The sequence below is a fragment of the Dyadobacter sp. CY326 genome (genome assembly GCF_021390515.1).
In the GTDB taxonomy this organism is placed as follows: domain Bacteria; phylum Bacteroidota; class Bacteroidia; order Cytophagales; family Spirosomataceae; genus Dyadobacter.
This window is the reverse complement of sequence record NZ_JAJUXI010000008.1, coordinates 35,904-59,109: the sequence shown is the minus strand read 5'-3', so window position 1 is coordinate 59,109 and position 23,206 is coordinate 35,904. Positions and strand designations below refer to the sequence as shown.

At 46.5% G+C, this 23,206-nt stretch carries 13 protein-coding genes; 5 read left to right on the top strand and 8 right to left on the bottom strand.

Translation table 11 applies throughout. From position 1 onward, the window contains the following. Positions 1-48: 48 nt before the first annotated feature. On the top strand, positions 49-1,554 hold the full coding sequence (locus LZG73_RS16795) for a glycoside hydrolase family 32 protein (RefSeq protein WP_233852588.1): 1,506 nt from the start codon (positions 49-51) through the stop codon (positions 1,552-1,554). A 117-nt stretch (positions 1,555-1,671) separates the two neighbouring features. Continuing rightward, a complete protein-coding gene (locus LZG73_RS16790; protein WP_233852586.1) occupies positions 1,672-2,085 on the top strand; it encodes a hypothetical protein in 414 nt (137 codons plus the stop codon). A 74-nt stretch (positions 2,086-2,159) separates the two neighbouring features. Here LZG73_RS16790 and LZG73_RS16785 read toward each other — a convergent pair whose 3' ends face one another. Next, entirely contained in the window at positions 2,160-2,744 is a 585-nt protein-coding gene (locus LZG73_RS16785) for a Crp/Fnr family transcriptional regulator (protein ID WP_233852584.1), read from the bottom strand. Between the two features lie 212 nt (positions 2,745-2,956). Here LZG73_RS16785 and LZG73_RS16780 point away from each other — a divergent pair, with 212 nt between their 5' ends. Then, a complete protein-coding gene (locus LZG73_RS16780) occupies positions 2,957-4,201 on the top strand; it encodes a hypothetical protein (protein ID WP_233852582.1) in 1,245 nt (414 codons plus the stop codon). A 58-nt stretch (positions 4,202-4,259) separates the two neighbouring features. Continuing rightward, complete coding sequence (locus LZG73_RS16775) at positions 4,260-5,264, top strand: alpha/beta fold hydrolase (protein WP_233852580.1); 1,005 nt, start codon at positions 4,260-4,262, stop codon at positions 5,262-5,264. A 4-nt stretch (positions 5,265-5,268) separates the two neighbouring features. On the opposite strand, the gene LZG73_RS16770 is transcribed toward LZG73_RS16775, so the two are convergent. From LZG73_RS16770 to LZG73_RS16760, 3 genes are all read right to left on the bottom strand, one after another. Continuing rightward, on the bottom strand, positions 5,269-5,565 hold the full coding sequence (locus LZG73_RS16770) for a hypothetical protein (protein ID WP_233852578.1): 297 nt from the start codon (positions 5,563-5,565) through the stop codon (positions 5,269-5,271). Positions 5,566-5,617: 52 nt separating this feature from the next. Next, positions 5,618-8,470: a PAS domain-containing protein gene (locus LZG73_RS16765; protein WP_233852576.1), complete on the bottom strand. Its 2,853-nt coding sequence runs from the start codon at positions 8,468-8,470 to the stop codon at positions 5,618-5,620. Positions 8,471-8,595: 125 nt separating this feature from the next. After that, a complete protein-coding gene (locus LZG73_RS16760) occupies positions 8,596-11,754 on the bottom strand; it encodes a TonB-dependent receptor (RefSeq protein WP_233852563.1) in 3,159 nt (1,052 codons plus the stop codon). A gap of 428 nt (positions 11,755-12,182) precedes the next feature. On the opposite strand from LZG73_RS16760, the gene LZG73_RS16755 reads away from it, so the two are divergent. Next, positions 12,183-13,220: an Atu2307/SP_0267 family LLM class monooxygenase gene (locus tag LZG73_RS16755; RefSeq protein WP_233852561.1), complete on the top strand. Its 1,038-nt coding sequence runs from the start codon at positions 12,183-12,185 to the stop codon at positions 13,218-13,220. Between the two features lie 27 nt (positions 13,221-13,247). Here the strand turns inward: LZG73_RS16755 and LZG73_RS16750 are convergent, their stop codons facing one another. The 4 genes from LZG73_RS16750 to LZG73_RS16735 all read right to left on the bottom strand — a co-directional run bounded on the left by LZG73_RS16750 (position 13,248) and on the right by LZG73_RS16735 (position 22,947). Further along, positions 13,248-14,588 (bottom strand): hypothetical protein, encoded by a 1,341-nt coding sequence (locus LZG73_RS16750; RefSeq protein ID WP_233852559.1) that lies wholly within the window; start codon positions 14,586-14,588, stop codon positions 13,248-13,250. A 132-nt stretch (positions 14,589-14,720) separates the two neighbouring features. Further along, on the bottom strand, positions 14,721-18,158 hold the full coding sequence (locus tag LZG73_RS16745) for a VCBS repeat-containing protein (RefSeq protein WP_233852557.1): 3,438 nt from the start codon (positions 18,156-18,158) through the stop codon (positions 14,721-14,723). Between the two features lie 84 nt (positions 18,159-18,242). Further along, positions 18,243-19,784 carry a RagB/SusD family nutrient uptake outer membrane protein gene (locus LZG73_RS16740; protein WP_233852555.1) on the bottom strand — a complete coding sequence of 514 codons (1,542 nt, stop codon included), beginning with the start codon at positions 19,782-19,784 and terminating at the stop codon, positions 18,243-18,245. Positions 19,785-19,803: 19 nt separating this feature from the next. After that, positions 19,804-22,947 carry a TonB-dependent receptor gene (locus LZG73_RS16735; RefSeq protein ID WP_233852553.1) on the bottom strand — a complete coding sequence of 1,048 codons (3,144 nt, stop codon included), beginning with the start codon at positions 22,945-22,947 and terminating at the stop codon, positions 19,804-19,806. Positions 22,948-23,206: the final 259 nt, after the last annotated feature.

Genomic DNA, 23,206 nt, shown 5'->3' with positions numbered 1-23,206 from the left:
GTACATAAAAACCCAGATTCGTTCACATCATTTAATCGCATCCTGAACATGAAGAAAAATATCCTAAAACTGCTTTTAATGCTTGCTATGCTCGTTCCCTTGCATGTAAAAGCGCAGCAAAAGCCCGAAAAATACAGACCCCAATTTCACTTTTCGCCCAAAGCGCATTGGATCAACGACCCAAATGGAATGTTCTTTCTTAATGGCACTTATCATTTATTTTTCCAATATTATCCGGACGCAATGGTTTGGGGACCAATGCATTGGGGGCACGCAACGAGCAAGGATCTGATCGGTTGGGAAGAGCAGCCCATTGCGCTTTTTCCGGACAGTCTGGGTTATATTTTTTCGGGAAGTGCGGTGGTTGATGTCAATAACACATCTGGTTTTGGGAAAGATGGGAAAGTGCCTGTGGTCGCAATATTTACACACCATAATCCAAAGCTGGAAGAACAGAAAACGGGAAAGCATCAATATCAAAGCCTGGCGTTCAGTTTGGATGAGGGCAAAACCTGGACCAAATACAGCGGCAATCCCGTGCTGCCCAATCCTGGCATCACCGATTTCCGCGACCCGAAAGTGCGCTGGTATGCGCCACAAAAAAAGTGGATCATGACGCTCGCGACCAAAGACCGGATCACATTCTATTCATCACCCGACCTTAAAGCGTGGTCGCTTGAAAGTGAGTTTGGAGCCGATGCGGGTGCCCATGGCGGCGTGTGGGAATGTCCCGACCTGTTTCCAATCACGCACAACGGCAAGCAAGTGTGGGTGCTCATTGTGAATATCAATCCGGGCGGGCCTAATGAAGGCTCGGCAGGACAATATTTTTTGGGAGATTTTGATGGGAAAACATTCACTGCTCAATCCAAGAAAACAAAATGGCTTGACTTTGGCGTTGACAATTATGCGGCTGTCACATTCTCCAATACAGGCGACCGCAACATTCTGATGGGCTGGATGAACAACTGGCAATATGCCAATCAGGTGCCGACTGATCCGTGGCGGGGTGCCGTGACACTGGCGCGGGACCTTGATCTCAAAACGGTGGATGGCGAAACTTATCTCACGTCGCTGCCGGTGAAAGAGCTTGATGCGTTTGCAAAAAGCGGTTTTGCTTTGAAGAATGTAAAGTTAACCGCACCGCTGGATCTTACTGAAAAAGCAAAAAACAAGACGGGACTTTTTCGGCTGGATCTGACAGCAAAAGATGCGGGAGATTTCACAATCGTGCTGGCCAATAAGGAAGGGAACGAGCTGACGGTAGGATATGAGAAAAGCAGCAATCAGTATTTCATCGACCGCACCAAATCCGGTGAAACGGGTTTTGAAAAAGGTTTTGGGCAAAAACATATGGCACCCCGGATTTCACGTGACGGACAGATTGCATTGTCTATAATTGCGGATGTTGCATCGGTGGAATTGTTTGCGGACGGCGGTTTGACGGTGATGACGGATGTGTTTTTCCCCGCGTCCGAAATGTCGTCTTTACGCATTAAGTCAACCAGCGGCATTACGCTCGATGCATTGAAATATAGCGTCATTAACCCGTGATTTTCAATTTGTTAATCCATTAAATAACAAGACTTACCGCAAAATAAATTGCGTGGTTCGAATGCGCCGCATAGGGCTTTATTTACGGCTGAATCTTTAAACTCAACAGATCCGTTTATGAAAATCATTCCATTTCGCGTAATTACAATGCTCGCTTTAATGCTGTTTGTTGCTTCATGCACAGACCACGAAGTGCCGGAGCCGGAAAAGGTTCCTGCAAAAATCAAGACGTTGCCGCTTAAACACGGCGTTCCCATTGCAACATTCTATGTTCAATTTGAAGATTTGGGAAACATTCCGATTGTGGAATATGGCGTCGTGATGAGCACCGGGGTTGCAGGTTATTTGGTTGCGCTTCCGACGGTTGCCGATGAAGTTTTGATTTTTAGCGAACCCGCAAACAACCTGGATAAGAAGACGCAAACGCAAAACAAGACATTCGCCGATGCCAACTATCGCGCTTATGCCAAGCTAAGCGATGGAACCGTGGTTTACGGAGAGCTTCTTAAATTCCGTTTCGAGCCTGGTTGAAATCGGTCTTTTATTTGATGAGAAAAGCCGTTGATCGACATGCGATCAACGGCTTTTTTGTGTCCAAGGCAATCTTAAACTGGTTTTAAAAGCGCTTTTCTTCGGATTTCACTCAAATATTCCGGTGTGATGCCGAGGAATGAGGCCAGCAAATATTGCGGAATGCGCTGGCAGAATTCAGGATAACTTGTAATGAAGTTTGTGTACATTTCTTCCCGCGACAATTCATACAGAAACCGAACCCGTCTTTGTGCAGCACCATTCGCTTTTTGATGTATAAGCCGGAAATATTTTTCAAGCTGCGGCACATCGGCCAGCAGCTTTTCCAAACCTTGCGCGTCAATGCTTAGGACTTCGCTTGGCTCCACGGCGTCAACGGAAAAGCTGGCCACGCCGTGCGCTGCAAATGCATTGAAATCGCTTAGCCACCAATTTTCCAATGCAAATTGTGTCGTTTGCTGCGTGCCATTTTGTTTTAGGAAAAACAGACGGAGACAGCCTTTTGTAACAAAATGCATATGACGGCAGCGATCGCCTTCTTCCAGTAGGCGCGTCTTCTTCCGAATTTTTTGAAGCTTGAAACGACTGATCACATCGGCGGACGTTGTCTCATCCAGCGTTACAAATTTTCTGATGTGATCAATTAGCGGGTTTGTCATTGGTCTCTGAAAACATTTTTATAAAAAATCAGCTTAATGCTTTGGATAATATGTTTTTAAATGATTTACTTTGTAATACAAAGTACTTTTAAGTTTTTTGAAATCATCACTGATAGCAGCACAAAATACCAACAAACCGCGCGTTGTGCACGACGCCGTCAGCCTAATCCTTCAAAATAAACAATTTTAAACGGGCAATTTAAATTAACATCATGAGAGAGCAAATCCTATCCAATCTCGACAATCCCGGCCAGCTTGAAAAGTTATACCGGGCCGACAAGCCGACTTTTAAGCAGGCATTTTCAACATTGTTTCCGGAGCATAAGGACAATGTCGCCATTCGCTTTTGGCACGAACGACTGAATTTTTCCAATGATGAAATTTCCTGGGGCAGCTCAAAGGAACTGCTTTTCGTCATTGTTGCGTCCTTCATCGCCGGCTTGATCGCGAAGCTGCCATCATTTTTCTCCATTAATGAGGAATTCTTCTATCCAAGAAACATTGGCTTTGTGGTTTTCCCTATGTTAACGGCTTATTTTGCTCGGAAAAATAGCTTGTCAATTGGCAAAATCGCCCTCGTAACAGCCACGACGCTAGCTGGGTTATTGTTTATCAACTTCCTTCCCAACAATCAGAACAGTGATACGCTGACATTATCCTGCATTCATTTGCTTCTCTTTTTGTGGGCAATTTTGGGTTTTGCGTTTGTCGGAGACAACCGGTCCGATGCGGATAGACGGATGGGTTATCTGCGTTACAATGGCGATCTGATCGTAATGACGACGCTTATTTTGATTGCGGGAGCCATATTGACAGGCATTACAGTGAATCTTTTCCTGCTCATCGGTTTGCAAATCCAGAAATTTTATTTCGAATATTTCGGCATTTTCGGGCTGGCTGCCGCGCCTATTGTCGGCACTTATCTCACGCAGACCAACCCGCAGCTGGTGGGCAAAGTTTCACCTGTTATTGCCCGGATTTTCAGTCCGTTGGTGCTGGTAATGCTGGTGATTTATCTTGCGGCAATCGTTTACTCCGGAAAAGATCCTTACAATGACCGTGATTTTCTTTTGATTTTCAATCTGTTATTGCTCGGTGTAATGGCGATCATTTTCTTTTCTGTTGCCGAGACTGCGAAATCCGGCAAGGCTAATGTGGAAGTTTGGGTGCTTTTTCTGCTCTCTGCCATCACCATTGCAGTCAACGGCATTGCCATATCGGCCATTTTGTTCCGGATTTCGGAATGGGGCATCACACCGAACCGGGCGGCAGTTTTGGGGAGCAACGCTTTGATTTTGATCAATCTGTTGCTCGTCGCCGGGCAGTTGTTCCGGGTCATCGCGAAGCAAACCAATGTGGCGGCAGTTGGGAAGGTTATTGCATTTTATCTGCCGGTTTATGTCATCTGGACGATGATTGTAACATTCCTTTTTCCGTTGATTTTCAATTACAAATAAACATTATGCGTATTTTTAGGTAAACTCATCAACATCTAAATTTCTGAATTACATTCCTATGATACGCATCCTATTTATTTTAAGCCTGTTAGTCAGCACCTCGCTGCTCGCGCAAAATGATCCAAAGGTTTTGTCGGCCACCAACCTTGAAAACATTGCATATCCATATCCCGTTCAGTTTATCCATTTGAAGATCCAGGGGGAATCTTTGCAAATGGCCTATATGGATGTCAAGCCGGCAACGCCCAATGGCAAGACGGTCGTGCTTTTGCATGGGAAAAATTTTTCGGGTGCTTACTGGGAGCGAACGGCCAAAGATTTGCGGGCGAAAGGCTTCCGCGTGATCATTCCTGACCAAATTGGTTTCGGTAAATCTTCCAAGCCAGAAAGCATTCAATACAGTTTTCAATTGTTGGCCAAAAACACCAAAAGCATTTTGGATAGTCTGGGCATTGCCAAAGCGAACATTCTTGGGCATTCTATGGGCGGCATGCTCGCCACGCGGTTTGCATTGATGTTTCCTGAAACAACTGAAAAACTGATTTTGGAAAACCCGCTAGGGCTGGAAGATTGGAAGGTAAAAGTTCCTTATCAGACTGTGGAAGAGTGGTATGCCGGTGAATTGAAGCAAAGTTATGAGGTGATCAAACAATATCAGCTTACAAATTATTATGACAATAAATGGAAACCGGAATATGATCAGTGGGTCAATATTCTGGCCGGGTGGACGAATAACATTGATTACCCGCGCATTGCCTGGAATTCTGCATTGACTTACGATATGATCTTCACGCAGCCGGTCGCCTATGAATTTCAAAACATTAAAGTGCCCACGTTGCTAATCATTGGTCAGCGCGACAGGACGGCACTTGGCAAAGCGAAAGCGCCGAAAGACGTGCAGGAGACATTGGGCAATTATCCGGTGCTAGGACGGGAAACGGCAAAGAAAATACCGCAAGCGAAGCTCGTCGAAATTCCGGGAACCGGTCATTTGCCGCACATTGAGGCTTATGACCAATTCATTGCGCCACTGATCAGCTTTCTTTCTGAAACTGGAAAGTAATGTCTCACAAAAGTTCAATTTCCAGATCCAGAAGCGTTTGCTGGTCGTCGCCGTTGTTTTCGAAAGAGCGAATGATGCCCTGAATGGTCGTTACAACTTCCTGGGATTGTCTTACTTCAATGGTGCAGAGATCGGCCGCAGTAAAATGCTGCTCAATTAATTCAAGCGAGGCGTCGTTTTCGGCAACGGCTTTTTCGAGAAAAATCGTGCCGCCGAATTCGGCGTCTTCGGCTTGCTGCGCCTCGGATGTGAAAGACTTTCCGCGTCCGATTTCAACACATTTTAATTTGATTACTGCCATTTGCTTATCGTGAATGTAATGTTTTGCTTTTTATAAAAATCAATTTTGTCATTTACCCGAAAGGGAAAAAAACACTGAAAGTTGTTCCGATTCCCGGCTCGCTAACGACCGAAATGCCTCCGCCGTGACTGGCGGCAACGCGTTCGCAAATAGCGAGGCCGATGCCGGTGCCGGAATATTCACTTCGGCCATGCAGGCGCTGGAATAACTGGAAAATCCGGTCTGCATATTGCTGGTCAAATCCGATTCCGTTGTCCGAGACTGCAATCTTGTGATAAGAAGACGCCGGGCGGGCCACATTCAATGATGCTGGAAGGTCTGTGCTGAAAATCAGTTCGCAGGTGATGTCAATGATCGGCTGCACATCCGGCTTTTTGAATTTCAGCGCATTGCTCAGCAGGTTCAGGAAAAGCTGGCTGAGCTGGGTTTTGTCGCCAAGAACGTCTGGCAAGCTTGCGACTGAAATAACGGCGCCTGATTCTGTAACAGACAATTCGAGATCATTCAGAATTTCCTTAATAACCGTGTCAAGCGAAACCGTCCCGACTGCGTCTTTTTGAGAAGTAATGTGCGAAAATTCAAGCAAATCATTAATCAGTTCCGACATGCGTTTCGCGGCTGCCTGCATGCGGTGCAAATAATCAATCCCTTCTCCAAGGACAGGACTGTATCTTGTGGCGAGCAAATTTGAGAATGTTTGGATTTTCCGCAGCGGCTCCTGCAAATCGTGTGAGGCGACGTAGGCAAACTGCTGCAAATTAACATTTGACTGTTGAAGCCTGTTGTTCGAATCGGAGAGTTCTTCATTCGTTGCAAGATATTCCTCATTGATCGCTGCCAGCTCTTCGTTCATAGACTCGAGTTGTTCGGTTCGTTCCTGCACCTGCATTTCGAGCGCAAGTTTCACTTTCCGTTGCTGTGTAACATCTTGCGCCGTCCCGATCATTATCGTTGGTTTTCCATTTTCGTCGTAAAACACCTTACCTTGAGCGTGCAACACTCTGGCATAACCCGTTTTTTGACGATCCATTGCGTATTCCATGTCATAAAGCCCGTCTGAATCTGGTGCAATGGCTTGGTTCACAGCGGCCTGCACAGCTGGCAAATCTGCTTTGCTGATTGCGTCATAAGCCTTTTTAAAGTTGATCAGTTCATCTTTTTCCAAAGCAAACCAATGTCTCATGCGGTCGGAGAAATACATTACATCCGTTTGCAGGTCGATAGAGAATGTGCCCAATTGTGCAAGTTCGATTGCCCCGCGCAGGAAAGCTTCGGTTTCTTCTATCTTTTTACGGCTGACAACCTGCTCCGTCAGATCAGTTGCTACAACCAGAACACCGACAATGTTACCTTCCCGGTCGCGCTGAGGCTGATAAGCCATGTCCACGTAAATTTTTTGCAAAACACCGTCAAGCATGATATCGACAGGTTGCTCTTTTGCCAAAAACGGAATCCCGGTTGCCATAACGCCGCGCAGCAGAATGTCAAAGCCCTGGCCTTTGATTTCGGGAAGCGCTTCCAGTAAAGGTTTTCCAACAATGTCCTCCGGTTTCCTTCCGACGAGCTTGCCGTAAAATGGATTGGCCATTGCAAACCTCAGGTCTTCCTGCTGAATGATGGCAATCCCGATGGGCGATTGCTCAAACAATGCGAGCAGCTGCATCTGGCTTTCTTCAATCTGCTTTTCAATGCTCACACGTTCCGTTACATCAATGGCAATGTCCAAAATCGCGTACACTTTTCCTTCGTTGTCGTAAACGGGAGAATAGGTGATATCGTAATAATTTTGGGTCATGACGCCTTGCTGAACAATGTTGACCTGCGTTCCGAAGCTTTTGTAAGTCACGCCTGTTGTGTACACGTCGTCCAGAATTTGCAGGAACGGCTGGCTTTCAAGTTCCGGCATCACACCGCGAAGCGGAACGCCAATAATGTCCGGGCCTTTTCCTACAATGTCAATGAATGCCTGATTGGGCAATTCAACGCGCAAGTCACGGCCTACGAACAAGCCAATGGCGGCAGGTGCTGAGGCAATCACGGTCCGCAACTTCGATTCGCTTTCTTCGAGCGCTTTTTTCGCAAGCAGCTGATCGGTAACATCTATGGACATGTTGATTATGCCATAAATTTCACCGTCGCTATTGAATATGGGTTTGTAAGTAAAATCAAAATAAAAGGTTTCCATCTTGCCGCCAACTTCCAGCAGGACCTTTGCACCCTTCGAACTGTATTCTTCGCCCGTGATGAGAATGTTATCCAGAATATCGAGAAACGGCTGACCTTCAAGCTCGGGAATCGCATCACGAAGCGGTTTGCCGATCACAGATGCATCTTTACCCCAATAACTGATCATTGGCTCATTGGCAAGCTCAATGACAAGTTCCGGCCCTTTCAAAAGCCCGATCGCCATGGGCGCCTGCTCTACAATTGTCTGGAAGCTGCGTGCGTGCTTTTGCTGTTCTTTCAGCAGCAGCTGGTCCTCAACTTGTTTGGTAACATCAATGAACGTTCCGGAAAGTCGCGCATCATTTGTTTCGGCATCCACATGCAGCTGGCCTTTGCAAAGCAGCCAGCAATAATCGCCGCAACTGTCGTCAATGGTGCGAAATTCCAATGAAAATGAAGCAGGAGCGGGGTTAGGCGTAGCGCGGCTATGCGTAGCGCGTTCTATTTCTGTCCGGAATGCATTCCTGTCTTTTGGGTCAATCTGCTCGATGAGCTCTTGCAGATCAATGATGTTCTCGCCGGCGTAACGGAAAAGCTTTTTTGCCCTGCGGCACCAACGCACTTGATTGGTTTGGAAATCAAGTTCCCATGTTCCTATTCCGGCTGATTCGAGGGCGAGTTCAAGACGCAGTAGTTCTGACGCGTTATCGGTATTGAAGGGTTTAGATGGGTCTCCCATGCACTGATTTTTGAAGCAATTTAGTAACCAACATTTCGTCCCTGGTCTGCTAAAACATTATGCCACAAAAAAATCGGCTGCCTTTTGCAAAGCAGCCGATCGGTCTTTTATTACTATTTTTTCAGTTAGAACGCGTAGCGCAATCCCAGCTGAATCTGGTAAGGGCTTCCGGTTAAGCTCGATACACCAGCTCCTTTGGTCACGTTGTAAACAAACTGCTCCTTCGTTTTATCAAAGCTTTTGATCGAATAAAGGTTTTGCTTGCCCAGGTTATATCCCACACCCCAATCTTTGTTCAACAAGTTGGCAACATTGAATGCATCCACAGAAAGCTCAATGCCGTGTTTGTTATAAACTTTGAAACGCTTCGTCAAACGCAAATCCCAAACGCCGTAGAAATCGTTGATCCCGCCGTTACGCTCAGCCACTTTACCCATGTTGTCACGAATGTAGTTTTTGATGCTTTGTTCAGCTTCCGGATTGTCCAGAATTGCCTGGATTCCAGTTTTCAAGTATTCAGGAGTTCCAGCGCTGTTTACGTCATACACATATGGCAAGTCGTTCGATGACACGAAGTCACCATTCATGTTACCGCTAACTGCCAGACTGTAACGTGTTCCGCCGATGCCTGAATAACGCACACCCACCGATATTCCCCAGAAACTTGGAGCCGTTCCGTAGAACACCACTTTTTGACGGAATTGGTTGTTTGCATAATTCATTTTGCTCAAATCACGCGGATCATCGACCACCATCTGATCCAATGTAGCCGTGTTCGCCACGTTACCGTTGTAAGATGTGTTATCCTTAGAGTCGTTCCAAGTGTAAGAAGCAGTGATCTGACCGTCTTTGAAGTAACGGTAAGTTCCGTCGATTACCACGGCATACTGGTTTTTCTTTCCTTCGCTCACCAATTCAAGCACACGTCCCACTTTTTTCGTTTTACGTCCGTTAAGCCAGTTCGTCGCACCATTGGCTGCATTGATAGAAGCAGAAGGCACATACACACCACGATTAGCTTCGGCAGCGAGGCGGAAGAAAGGATCTTCCACCATGTTGCGGTCAATGTACATGTAATTATTGCGCGCCCATGAAGCATATCCGCTAACGCCTACACGCAGGCGGTCGCTGAAAAAGTGATTGTAGGAGAAGTTAGTTTTGTACAAAACAGGAATCTTCGCGTCCGGGCTGTTGGTGTTGATCGTGATCAACCTTTCAATGCCAGGCGTGTTGAACAATTCCGCGCCGGGAGCTGTGGAAGGGTCGTTTCTGTATTTGACAAATTCAGGTGTAGGAACTAGATCTCCCTGAATTTCGACCGAAGCCACTTTCGAACCGTCGAAAAGCATGTTGTTGACCATTGAATATGGATTCAAAGCCGAACCGAAAACACCTGCTCCGAAGCGGATCACGTCTTTGCTTTGTTCGTTTACATCCCAGGTAAACTGCACGCGTGGCTGCAATTGCAATGTGTTGATGGTGTTATTCGTGCGAATTCCCAACTCATCGAAAACAACCTGGCTGAAATTCGCCTTGTTCAGATAACGCGTGTTGTCCAGACGAAGACCGGCCATCATTTCAAGTCCAATAGCAAGCTTCGTTTCCATTTGCGCATAAATGGCTGAGCTAAGCGACTTTACTTTCTGACTTTCTTCCTCTGCAACATAAATTTCACGTGCGTAACGATAAGGTTTCAGGTTGTTGAAATTGTCGATTCCAGTGAAGTAAAAACGACCGTTCATCTCGCTTCCGTAACGCGAATGCATCACATTGTACATCAGGTCAATTCCGAATGTGAAGTTGATCTTGCCGGTGTTATAATAGACGTTATCAACCAGTTGCAACACATTTCCTTTGAACCATTCGGGCGAGAAGCGCTGTCCGCCGATCTGGATTGAGTTAAGATAAGTGCTTGTTCCTGAAACAGATTCCACGTTTTCAACGATTGCGCGGGGAATGCCTTGTGCAGGCAAATCTGTGCTTGGCTGAACAGCCACATCTTCATAGAAATGCTGCGCTTTCAGTTCATTTGTAATTTTTGGGCTCAAAATGGTTCTCAAAGAAGCCATTAAGCTGTTGTCAAACTTCTTTCTGTTGATATAAGATTCATAGAAGTTGATTCCCGAGTTATCTCCTTCCGAAAGCTGATCATCTTCCCGAACCATGTTATCACGGATTGAAAGCAAGTTTTTCGAGTTAAGCTGCCAGTCGATCTTTGCGAAGAATGCGTCTGTTCCTTTTTGTTTGTCAAAAGCACCAAACTGCGGATTGTCAGAAACACCATATTTGGTGCGCGCAATGTCAACAAACTTGTCAAGCGTTGCTCTTGTAACCTTGTTTGCAGCTTCGTCCGCAGGAGAAAGAATGTTGGCAATGTAAAGCGGACGTGAGTCAGCCTGGTGATCCCATGCCACGAAGAAGTGCAATTTGTCTTTCAAAATCGGTCCGCCGAGGGAGAAACCATATTGATATGTAGAGAATTCCTGCGTTCTTTTGTTTCCTCTCAAATCAAAAGGGCTTGAAAGCCAGTCCGTTCTCATGAAGTTGAATGCACTTCCTGAAAGCTGGTTTGTTCCCGATTTTGTCACCGTGCTGATCGTTCCACCACCCGCGCGACCCATTGTCACGTCGTATTCGTTGGTAACGACTTTGAATTCCCTGATTGCTTCCATGGAGATGGAATAAGCGCTTTGCGTGCTTCCTCCCGCAACCGTTCCGCGCGATGTCATCCCGTCAATGGTGTAGTTGGTTGAAGACGCCAGCTGGCCGCCCAAGCTGCTTCCGTTGCTTAACGGAGAAAGGTCAATCAGCGTTGTAAAGTTACGGCCGTTCACAGGCAGGCGTGCAATGTCTTTTGCAGTAACCGGCGTAGAAGCACCCAATGTTACGACTGTGTTTTTCAGCGAGTTAGCAACGATTTCCACTGCTTGTAGCTCCGTTGCGCTTGTTTCCAGACCAAAATTTAAACGCAGCTGATCACCTTGATTCAATGCATAACCCGTTTTTTTCTGCTCACCATAACCAATGTAGGAAACCGTAATGGAATAAGGCGATCCCAATGGCAATTGCTTGATAATGTAGTCGCCATTGGCGTCCGTCACCGTGCCGGCCTGAAAACCAGTCGATTCGTTTTTGACAATGACTGTGGCGCCGACGATCGGGCCTTCTTTAAGTTCGGAAACTTTCCCGACGATTGTGGCTTCGTTGCCTTGCCCCATGGAAGCGGGCGCGGCGAACAATAACAAGGCCCACACAAGCAGGCATCCGGTAATTAATCTCATCATTTTCTGTTCGTTTGGTGAATTATAGGAGTGGTGATGGTGCCAGGCTGAAAATTGGGCATAAGCTTACAGGGCATGTTTTTAGGCACGCAATGTTGTCATTGGTTCGTAAACTTTTTTGGAATTTTAAAAGCCTTGAAGCTCCCCTTATCTCAGCCGACACGTTAACCAGGCGCAAATGTAGACAGCCTATATTACCATTACGTTAATTGCAGATTAACCTTGGATTAACATAAAATTTTGGAGAAAAGAGAGCGACAAGCAGCGGTTCCAGATTTGAAACCGAAACGCAGCAGGTTCACAGGCACTATACCAAAGGATAGTGGTATACTTTTGTTTACTGCTCCTTTTTTTGGTGCCGAAGCAGGTGAGTTTTGTGTTTACTATAAGATAAACATACATTTTAAAAGCGTATAACCCATCATTGATATATGGAAATTGGAATTGACAGTTTTGCTTCTGCAATGGTAGACAACGAAAGCGGGAACACGTTGAGCAGCGTGGATGCAATGAGTGAATTATTGGAACGAATCGCCTTTGCTGATGCGTCCGGCCTGCATGTTTTCGGCATTGGAGAGCACCATAAAAAGCAGTTTCTGGACTCGGCGCCGGCTATTATCCTGGCTGCTGCGGCTGCAATGACCAAGAAAATAAAGTTGACCAGTGCAGTTACGGTGTTGAGCGCGGCTGATCCTGTCCGCGTTTTTCAGGAATATGCGACGCTTGACCTGATTTCCAAAGGGCGTGCTGAGATGGTTGTGGGACGTGGCTCATCGGTTGACGCATTTCCGCTTTTTGGCTTCAATTTGAAGGATTATGATCAGCTGTTCGTTGAAAAACTGCATCTTTTGCTCAACATTCGGGACAATGAGTCGGTGACCTGGTCGGGCAAATTTCGTCCTGCGCTCAACAACCAGCCGATTTATCCAAGACCGTTGCAAAAGCAATTGCCCGTTTGGCTGGGTGTTGGCGGCACGCCTGAATCGTTTATCCGGGCGGGCTCATTAGGCTTGCCGTTAATGGTTGCTGTGATCGGCGGTGAAACGCACCGGTTCAGACCATTGGTTGATCTTTATAGAGAAGCTGGAAGAGAAGCCGGATTCTCACCAGAGCAGTTGCAGGTTGGATTGCATTCGTTTGGTTACGTGGCTGACACAACGGAGCAGGCAATTGCTGATTATTATCCGGGACACGCCGAAATCATTACCCGGCTTGGGCGGGAGCGGGGCTGGCAGCCTGTCACGCGCAGAAGTTTTGATGCGCAAATGAGCCATTACGGCGCATATGTAATCGGTAATCCGCAAGAAGTTGCGGACAAAATCGTTCGGCACAGCGAAGCATTGGGAGGCATTTCCCGGTTTACCTTCCAAATGGATAACGCCGGATTAACACAAGCGCAACTGCTGAAAACGATCAAACTGATTGGCGAGGAAGTGATCCCACGCGTTAACACGCAGATTTTGGTTTAAACTTCGTTCATGTCACCATTCCAGCGCCTACTCCACTTCGATGCTTGACCAGTAAGGTTTTGATTCTGTTTTGTTCGGATAAAGACCTGTTACAATGTAAGCTCCCGAAGGCAAGTCCGCTGGAATGGTATATTTCCCCACAGCAAATCGCGCTCCTGCGATTGCCCAGCTGTATTCGGCGAGCTCGGGCGCAAGTTCGGCTGTCTTTCCGGCAGATTTAAGACGCAGCTTGGGCAGGTGATCTACGTTAAATGCAGCTTGCGGATAAATGAACATCAAGGGTGCTGATTTGGCATAAAAAAAGTCACCTCTTTTCAGTTTCAGCTGTTCCACATTCCGGTCAAGGCTCTTATTAAGGTCGCCTTTCCAGATGCTTTCCAAAACATTCGTTACTGATTTGGAAATGTTAACTGCGCCCTTTCCGATTGGCTTGTCTTTTTCATAATAGGACAGTAAATAAGATCCATCCGGCAAGTTGGCGGGAATTTTGTCGAGTTTCAATGTGCTGGCATCGGTCATCCGCACGGGAACAGTTATCGGAGCAGCAAGGGAAACGCCGGATATGGAAACTGAATATTTTTCGGCTGGTGAGAAAAATCCGCCATGTGCGACAATCGTGTCTTGGCGGATATATTGAAATAACATCGTTGCAGCGACTCCCGCAATCGGCGTTGCTCTGTTGAAACGGATATCTTCAAAAACAACGGAATTTTGGTTATAAACGCTGAATTCGATTGATAAGGGATCGCTGGTGATAAACTCCGTTGTGTTTGCCAGGTAAATGCGCGGGTCTTCTTTGTAAAATAATGTTTCCTCCGAAATCCGGGTTTTCTTATTGGTTATTTTGATTTTATTACCATCATAACCAGGCGCCGCGGGATTGCTGCCCTGCTTGAAATCGAGCCGAAATGGCAATTGAATGCCCGATGCATTAACATCAATTTCTTTCTGCAAAAGCTCAATTTTGGGCGTGCCCGAAAAGTTGAAATAGATCTCATCGAAACAAAAATTACTGTTTGACGTATCTTTTAATGAAAGATTCATGGGCGAATTGCCCTGAAATCGGTAGCGAATGGTGGTGTTATTTGTTGTATTGCCAGCTTGGTCTAATAACTTCACTTTTTGCCTCAAAAACAGCTTGATCTCTGCTTCCTCCGCATTGAAGGATTGCGGAAAAATCACCATATAGGCGTTATGTGCAGAATCATAAGTGACTTTTTCCGCTCCTACTACACCAAACCCCCTCAATAAATCAGGTGCATCCAACCGTTGTGCGCCCTGCGGCGGAATTTGCAGATATCTTGAATCTCGGGTGCATCCCAAAAACAAGCCATTCAAAAGCACAAAGTAACACAGCAATTTTTTCATAGCAGACGGCTGAATAGACGGATGGTGACATTATACGTCTAAGTAAAACTTATTCTACGCAAAATGCAAGTCTTCGAATCAAATATTCTGGCATCGAAGGAGCCTTAACCTTCTCTTGATGAGGCGAAACATTTACGGTTTCATGGCAATGTTTACTTTCCGCTGGTTAATGCGATTGGCTGTGATTCCCTTTGAATGGATTGCGGTGAGCAGTAATTTTTCATTATTCGCAGCTTGCAGCATGACACTTTTTCGAGCATCTCCCTGAATGAGCAGACCGCTTTGTTGAGGACTTTGCGGCGCAAAATTCCCTTTGCCATTGCCGAGCAAAAGCAGGCCGACGGATGCATCTTGTCGGCCCATATTCACTTCATTTGGATAAAAATTGCCTGTCAAGATCAGATCCGGATTCTTATCCGCATTTATATCCTGAACCACAATGCCGGATATGGGTGCAAACTGCGCTTCGATTGGCAAGGCCGAAACCTTGAAATTGCCATTGCCCTGATTTTCAATGTAAGCGCTTTGCAAATAGGTCGCTTTCACGGCATATGCGTCTTTCTTCTCCTCAGCGCTCAACAGGTCGTCAAAGGTAACTTTCGCGTAATCGATGTAATGCGGAAATTTTCGTCTGAACTGGATCACCTGCTGGTTCAATGCGTCGCGCGGGACGCTCGGGTAGGAGACACCCTGGATAAAATAGCCCATTAATGGGTCAAATGTGCCGTCACTGTTGAAATCCTTGGCGATCATCGTCACCGGTTCTTTTTCCGAGGCGCGGTAAAATGTGTTCATGCCCTCGTTCCCCGCCACAAAATCAATGTCCCCGTCATGGTCAAAATCTGCGGCCGCTAAATTGTTCCACCAGCCAGCGTAAGGTGCAAAGCTCGTTTTGGAAGATGCCATTTCCTGGAAACGGCTTTTCTGATTTTCAAATATACGCACCGGCATCCATTCCCCCGCGATCACGAGATCTTCAAAGCCATCCTGATCCGTGTCTGCCCAAAGTGCGGCACAAACCATTCCCGCTGACATCAGCTCGGGACAATATGCTTTTGTAATATCCGTAAACAGCGCTTTTCCGGACCTGGAATCGTTCCTCAACAAGTAACTCCGAGCTGGCAACGGATATTTTCCCGGGATCATTCTGCCACCAATGAACAGATCAGCATCGCCATCTTTGTCAAAATCATTGGCAGTTACACACGATCCGCTCAAAAAAACAGAAGGCAAACTTCCGGTCGGCGCCAATTTGAAATCTCCTTTTCCGTCATTGATAAATAACTGAACTTCATAAAAAGACTGATCACTTTCGGGTCGCTCGTTGCCGCCGTTAACGACAATCAGATCCTGATCCTTGTCTCCGTCAGCGTCAACGAATGTTGCTGCAATGTTTTCATGCAAAGAATCCTGGCCAACTATGCGCTTCGAAAAACCGCCCGAAGCATTTTGCAAGTAAATGCAGGGCTTTCCTTTCTGGTAACTTGATCCGACAAAAAAATCATCCAGATGATCCCGGTTTGCGTCAGCGACGGCGAGGGCAAAGCCACTTTTTGAAAGCATTTTATGTAGAGCAGCCGTTTGTTTAAAATCTATAAATCCTGATTTTTCATGCACGTAATCCACTTTCAGATCTGGGGTTATATCTGTAAAAAGTGCTTCCTGGACAACTGGGTCAACCTTTTTCGGAATAATTTCGGCCTTCGTTTGATCTACGATCAGGCGCTGATTGACTTTCAGCTTGTACAATTTCTGGGTTTTCCCGCCAGGCCAGACGACCTGCATGCTGTCAATCACATTTGTTTTCCCCAAACCAAAATGAATGCCGGTTTCAACCGAAGACAAAAACCCGCGGGCGACGAACATTTCAGCATATTGCACATGCTTGCCGTGCCAAATGGTAACCTTGCTCCCGATGCCGGAGAGATTGCCTTTCTTACCTTTCAGTGAAATGGAAATGTAATTCGCGGCCGTTTTTTCGGTGTTCTTGTTTTGGTAAATAAATGCTTCTGAATCAATGTTATTAACCACCAAATCCAAATCTCCATCACCATCCAGATCCGCATAAGCGGCGCCATTTGAATAAGATAGCTGATCCAGTCCCCAGCTTTTTGATGCGTTTTCAAATGTTAAGTTTCCTGCGTTTTTGTAGGCATAATTGGCAATCTTGACTTCCGGCACTTTCCGGATCAGTTCCAATGCATTTTGCTGTTTAAAATTGTTTGTTCCAAAATCTGAGAAATCTTCTTTGGACTGAATAAAATCGCGGTCCGTCACATCGCGCCGGTAACCGTTTGTAATAAAAATGTCTTTCAAACCATCATTGTCATAATCTGCGATCAATGGCGCCCAGCTCCAATCGGTTTTTGAAATGCCGGCCACCAGCCCGATTTCCGAGAACATGGGTGCAGCAGCCTTGCCATCATTTTTATTCGAAACCGGCCCCATGTTCAATTGCAGCATATTTCGCATGTATTGCAATTGGTAACCATATTGATCTGAAATGCTCATTTCCTTTCTGTCGTAATCCTGGCCGGCCAGCATTTTCTTTTGTCTCAAATTGTCTTCCGGCAGCATATCCAGCTGAAAAATATCGGGATAAGTGTCATTATTAATGTCCGCAATGTCGACGCCCATTCCAAACAGGCTCGTGTGTGCAGTTGCCGTTTTGATGCTGTTTTCAAATTGAGGCTGCGCATTCTTTTGCGCCGCGTTGAGATATAAAATGTCGCTGCTGATGAAGTCATTGGAACAATAAATATCGGGATAACCGTCTTTGTTTAAATCGCTTATCGCCAAACCCAATCCCAAGCCCTCATAGTTAACGCCTGCTTCTTTGGAGATGTCGGTGTATTTTGGAATGCCGTTTTCAGCGGTTCCTTCATTGAGATAAAGTCGGCCCGTGCTTGGGTAAGACCCGTCGTTGTAGGTTTTTCGAATAAAGTTTGGGTTTTGCAGATCCGGCGCCGTGTTCATCAAATATGCATCCAGGTCGCCGTCAAGATCAGCATCGAAAAACGCGGTTTGCGTGGTGAATGCATTGTCGTTCAAGCCATATGCTTTTGCCAGTTCTTTAAAAATCGGTACGCCGCTGCCATCATTACCCTGATTTACAAAGAGCAAATTTTCGGAATCCGGCATTTTAATGTGTTTGGCTACGCTGATGTAAATGTCTAACAAGCCATCCTGATTAATATCGACCATCGAAATGCCTGTGCACCAGCGTGTTGTTGTCAGGCCGGCTTTTTCAGTTACATCCTCAAATGCCCATTTGTTCACGCTTGTATCAATTCGGCTGATGTATAATTTGCTGCTGACCTGGTTGCCGCCGAGGAGAATGTCGGGCTTGCCGTCACCGTTCAGATCACCAATTCCTACACCGCCGCCATTATAAAAATTTGTGAATGTGAAGGGATTAATGGAGTCATTGGGCGTAAGTGTGTTGATAAATTTAACATTCGTTTCTTCCGAAGAGTGGGCAATGAAAAGCGTTTCTGTCTTGGTCTTGCAAGCATAGAAGATCTGCGCCAGCAGGAACAGCAAAGCGGAGACAACGAAAGTTTTTTTCATGGAGGCGCTTCAAGTTTTTAAATTATAAATGACACCGGGGACGAGCCGGTGCCATTTATACGATTGGGTAACAAGATGGAAAAATTAGTATCCTGGATTCTGATCGCCCGGTTCGATTTTCGCATTGTTATCAACCTCCTGCTGTGGAATTGGCAACAACTCATGTTTGTTGGCCTGGAAATAAGCCAGCGGCTCTGTTTTGAGCTTGTTCAGTTTCCGCCATCTCACAATGTCGCGGTTGCGGATCTGCTCGCCGTTGAGCTCTACACGGCGCTCGTGCACAATGGCCGCAAACACCTGATCCTTGGTTGAAACCGGGAATTTTGCTGTTGGATATGTGGGCATACTCACACTTTTTCTGGCACGGATCATGTTCAGGTAATTCACAGCCTGCGGAATGTTGCCGAGCTCGTTTTCAACTTCGGCCAATGAAAGAATGGTTTCCGCAAACCGCATGATGCGCTGGTTAATCCCGCCTGTCAGGAAAGACTCATTCATTTTGTACATGAGCGAATATTTCTGCCAGCTGATCTTTTGCGTTACGCCATCCACCACCGACGCATTGCCATTTTGCTGACCGTCAGTAAGCGTGGAAGCGCCATTGTTATACTTTTCACCTGTAAAATAAAACGAATCAAGATAACGGGGGTCGGTCTTGGTGCCGCCGTTTGTTGTTTTTTCAAATTCATTCAAAAGGCTGTTTGAAGGAATCACGTTCCGCCAGCCGATGGCTGAATATTCCTGCGTACGCACGGTTTCAGTCCCGGCCGTGGGGCCATTGCCGTCGCCGTCCCAGTTATACACGCCGCCGGAAGGGAAGAAATTAACTTCAAAAATGGACTCCTTATTGAATTCCGTTTCTTCAAGGAAGTTATCATTATAGTTGTCGACCAGCGCATACAATTTGGAATCGTAAACTTTCATCAGCTCCGTTTTGGCACTTTGATAATTGCCTTGCTGCATGTAAACGCGCGCCAGCAACATTTGAGCAGCGCCTTTTGTGACGCGACCTTGGTTTCCGGCATCGTATGTTGCGGGTAGTGCAGCCTGGATTTCAGACAATTCCGTCGTAATGTAGGCATACACATCAGCATCGGATGATTTCGGCAAACTTCCGTCGACCGTTTGAACGTAATTTTTGTAAAGCGGCACGCTACCCCACATGCTCACGAGCTCATAATAGGCGTATGCTCTCAAAAAACGCGCTTCCGCAAGCAGGCGTGCTTTGTCTGCATCGGCAATGTCCGTCACTTTTCCGGAGTTATCGACCACGGCATTGGCACGGTGAATGAGCCTGTAATATGCAAGCCAAACGGTTCCTAAAACAGAGTTTCCCGTGTCATGCGTGCCCAGAAGCAATTGATTACGAGGCGTTTCTAGCTGGCCGCCACCCGCAGACATGTCGTCACTGCGCAGATCGTGCAGGAAAAACCATTCGCGGGCAACCAGGTTATTCGATTTCAGCATGGAGTAAACACTCGTGACACCGCTCGAAAGTTCAGCGCCGTTTTTGTAATATCCGTCAACGGTGACGCCGTTTGGGTTGGTCTTATCCAGCACGTCCTCGTTACATGAGAATGCAATGCCGAGGACTAAGAGGCAGGCAATGATGATGTTTCTTTTCATCTCTATTTCGAATGATAAGTTAAAATCCAAAACTTAATCCAACTTGCAGCGTCCGGGGCTGTGGATACATGCCATAATCAATGCCGTTGATAAGCTGCGTTCCCGTTGCTGTGGATGAGCCGTTTACTCCAATTTCTGGATCAAGTCCGGAATATTTGGTGAGCGTAAGCAGGTTCGTCGCTGACACATAGATTCTCGCTTTTGTAATGGTGTTCCGGGTCAGCGCCGAAAGCCCGGCAGAAGGAAGGTTGTAGCCGATGCTCAGGTTTTTCACACGCATATAGGAACCGTTTTCAATGAAGCGATCGCTCGTGCGGCTGTTGTTATTGGGGTCGCCGCTGATGGCGCGGGGCACGTCCGTGTTCGTATTGGATGGGGTCCAGGCATTGAGCACATCGGTTCCTGCATTGAACAACCGCAGCATGCCTTGTTCAATTACTTTGGTTCCATTGTAAATCTTATTGCCCTGAACGCCTTGCAAATAGACAGTAAAGTCAAAACCTTTAAAGCTTCCGCCAAAATTGCCTCCGTAGCTGAACTTTGGAATAAAACTGCCCAGATACTGGCGGTCGCTCGCGTCGATCTTGCCATCCCCATTCAAATCCTGGAACCGAATGTCGCCGGGCGCTGCTGCTGGCTGATATTTCGTCTTGTCGTCGCCGTCCAGTGCATTGTATTGATTCACTTCGGCTTCGCTTTGGAAAATGCCGTCGACTTTCCATCCGTAAAAAGATTGAATTGGATGGCCAGCCTCTGTTTTTGTAATATCAAATCCTCCGAAATCGTCGTTTTTGCCCGAAAACAATGTTGCACTTTCCGTCGCCAGACTTACCACTCTGTTCCGCGTAATGTCCAGGTTAACAGATGCATTCCATTTAAAATCGCCGTCATTTTTATTGTAACCCAATTGAAACTCATAACCCCAGTTTTTCATCTTGCCAATGTTAGACAATGGGGACGATGAATAGCCGAGCGAGTTTGGGATCGGCACTTCGAGCAAGAGGCCGTCGGTGTTGCGGTTGTAACGTTCGGCGGTGAATGTTACGCTGTTGTTGAACAAAGCCAGGTCAATTCCAAGGTTGGTCATGTCCGTGCTTTCCCATTTCAACTGCGTGTTTCCCAGGGAACTGAAATAAGATCCCAATGCCTTGTTTCCACCAAAAACATAATTTGAATTATCGGCCGAAACCAGTGACTGCCACGCATAACTTCCGATTCCATTAAAGCCTGTTTGACCATAACTGGCCCTGATTTTCAGCTCGGAAATGGCAGGAATGCTTTTCAGGAATTCCTCTTCACTAATACGCCAGCCGATGGATAGCGATGGGAATGTTCCCCATTTATTTCCTGGCGCAAACCGTGAAGAACCGTCGCGGCGAATGGAGCCGCTTAGCAGATATTTGCCGCTGTATTCATAATTCAAACGACCGACATAAGAAATGAGTGTGCTTTCGTCCAGTGAGCTCGTCGCCGTTGGATTAGACACGCCTTGCATTTGGTCAATGTCATTATTAGGCCTGTAACCCGAACCATTGAGCGTGTTGGAACGGAAACTTTGCTTGTCAACAATGGCGGTCACATTCAATTGGTGTTTGCCAAAAGTTTTGTCGAATGTCAACTGATTGGTCACAACAGGCGAATAGAAGTTTGTACGGCCATTGCGGATCTCGAATTGCGTCCGGGATTTATAACCATCATTATAGATCGGGAATTGTTCATTGCTCAGAGCAGAAACCACATCAGCACCGAAGCTGAAACGATATCTAAGGAAGCTGGTCAGGTTAACCTCTGCAAAAATGGATCCCAACAACTTGATTTTCTGGTTTCTTGTAATGTCCATTTCGGCAATGCGCAGCGGGTTGTCCGGATCACTTCCGTCGGCGGCTGTGGGTGAGCTGTAACCGCCTGGCTTTGTAGGATCGGTCACAGGCCAGTATGGCAGATTGCGAATCGCCTGCATAACGAGCGTCCGACCACCGCCAAAACCTTGTTCGCCGCGACTTTTGTCATAAGAGAATGTCAATGTCTGTCCGATTTTAAGGAATTTGGTGACCTGGTGATCGGAGTTGACGCGGAAATTGGCGCGTTTGTAATTGGTCCCAACTAGAATTCCCTCCTGATCGAAATATCCCGCAGATGTGAAAAAGCGCGAAACGTTGTTTCCCCCACTGATCGAAACCTGGTGTTGCTGGATCGGCGCTTTTCTGAAAAGGACATCCTGCCAATCTGTATTTGTCTGTGCGAATGTCTGCGTCGCGCCCTGATAAACAGGCTGATCCAGGTTCGAAAGTCTGCCCGGTAAAGCAATGTTTGCGGCCCCGAGCAAAGCCGTCGCATATTGTTTGTATTGATCTGTATTCAGCAAATCCAGCTTGTTCCAAGCCGATTGTGTTCCAAAATAGGTGTCAAAGTTAACATGCAGCTTTCCGTCGCTTGAACCTTTTTTGGTGGTGATAATGATTACGCCGTTGGACGCGCGCGAGCCGTAAATCGCGGCAGAACTGGCATCCTTTAAAACTTCCAGTGATTCAATGTCTTTTGGATCGAGGTTATTCAAATCCCCAGCTGGAATTCCATCAATCACGTAAAGCGGTCCGGACGCATAATTTATGGAACCGATCCCCCTTATACGCACAATCGGCGTTTGGCCCGGACTTCCGTTATTCACCACCCGGACGCCAGGAACGCGACCCTGTAAAGCCTGCTCCGCACTGACCACAGGGAGCGCAGTAAGTTCTTTTGGTGAAACCGATGAGACTGCGCCGGTAAGCGAAGACTTTTTCTGGGAGCCGTAACCAATCACAACCATTTCTTCCAAGGCCTGATTTTCCATTGCAAGCTTGATGTCAATGCGTGTTTGGGTGCCCACCACAACTTCCTGTCTGCCATAGCCGATGAAGCTGAATACAAGGACGCTGCTTTCAGACGGCACATTGATTGAAAACTCACCTTTTGTGTCCGTTGTTGTTCCAATGCTTGAACCCTTCAATGTAACATTCACGCCGGGGAGCACTTCGCCGTTTTCCGCCGTGACCTTTCCTGCCACTTGCTGTTCGGCCCGAAATGTGGCCATTGCCTGATGCGCTGTAAAGCATGTAATTGTCAGCATTAACAGCCATCGGCTAAGCGCTGCAGCGTAATTTTGTCGTAAACCGTTTCTCATGAGATAATAGTTAAACGTTAAATAGACACTTAATAAAAAAGCTGTAAAAAAATCGCTGAGGAAATGAAAATTCCTTGCGAACACACATCAACCATCTGAATGGGCGAGTTGCTGTCTGCCTGATGATTTGCGAGGCAGGAGGGGCCTATCCGGATGGAAATAAAAGAGCCAACCAATTACAAGACCAAAGGTGAAATAAATTCCATGAAATGTCAAGGCCACACTTAAAAAAATATCACTTTAATGTGAAAAAAATATA